General features: G+C 68.2%; 2 protein-coding genes. Both read right to left on the bottom strand.

The features are described from left to right. Positions 1-155 (bottom strand): cytochrome c oxidase assembly protein (locus I5G_RS26730; RefSeq protein ID WP_275574423.1); only part of this gene is annotated, 155 nt, incomplete at its 3' end. A 53-nt stretch (positions 156-208) separates the two neighbouring features. Further along, the coding region (locus tag I5G_RS26460) for a citrate/2-methylcitrate synthase (protein ID WP_036327627.1) at positions 209-507 on the bottom strand (299 nt) is incomplete at its 5' end.

Below are 507 nucleotides of genomic sequence, written 5' to 3'. Positions count from 1 at the left end.
CGAAGCTCGGACGAGTACACCCCGAGGAAGCCCAGTTCGATCACGGCGTAGGGGGCGAGGCCGAGCGCGAAGAAGCCGATCGTGCGGAGCACCGGCCATCTCTCCCCGCGACGCCGCACCCGCACGACCCCGGCGATGTAGAGAGCGGATGCCACGACGAGCACGCCGAGCGGAACGGGCGCGGCGTGCCAGGTGGTGAGGAGAACGGTCAGAGGAGGCGTGCCGTCACGGTAGGCCGGACGGCTATGCGTTTGCCGGGACCGCGGCGGCTCCGGCCGCCCGGCGTCGCGTGCGAAACTCCTGAGTTTTCGGAGAGCACCGTGAACATGCGCGTCGGGAAGCCCATCGCCTTGTAGATGACGCCGGTGTAGAAGTCGACGTTCGGGTAGAGGCGACGCTCCTTGAAGTAGTCGTCCTCCAGCGCGATCTGCTCGAGCTCCTTGGCGAGGTCGAGCAGCGGGTCGCTCACGCCGAGCGCCTCGAGGACCTCGTCGGCTGCACCCTTCA

Source organism: Microbacterium sp. B19 (assembly GCF_000333395.1).
Taxonomy (GTDB): domain Bacteria; phylum Actinomycetota; class Actinomycetes; order Actinomycetales; family Microbacteriaceae; genus Microbacterium.
This window is presented reverse-complemented; position numbering and strand designations above follow the sequence as displayed.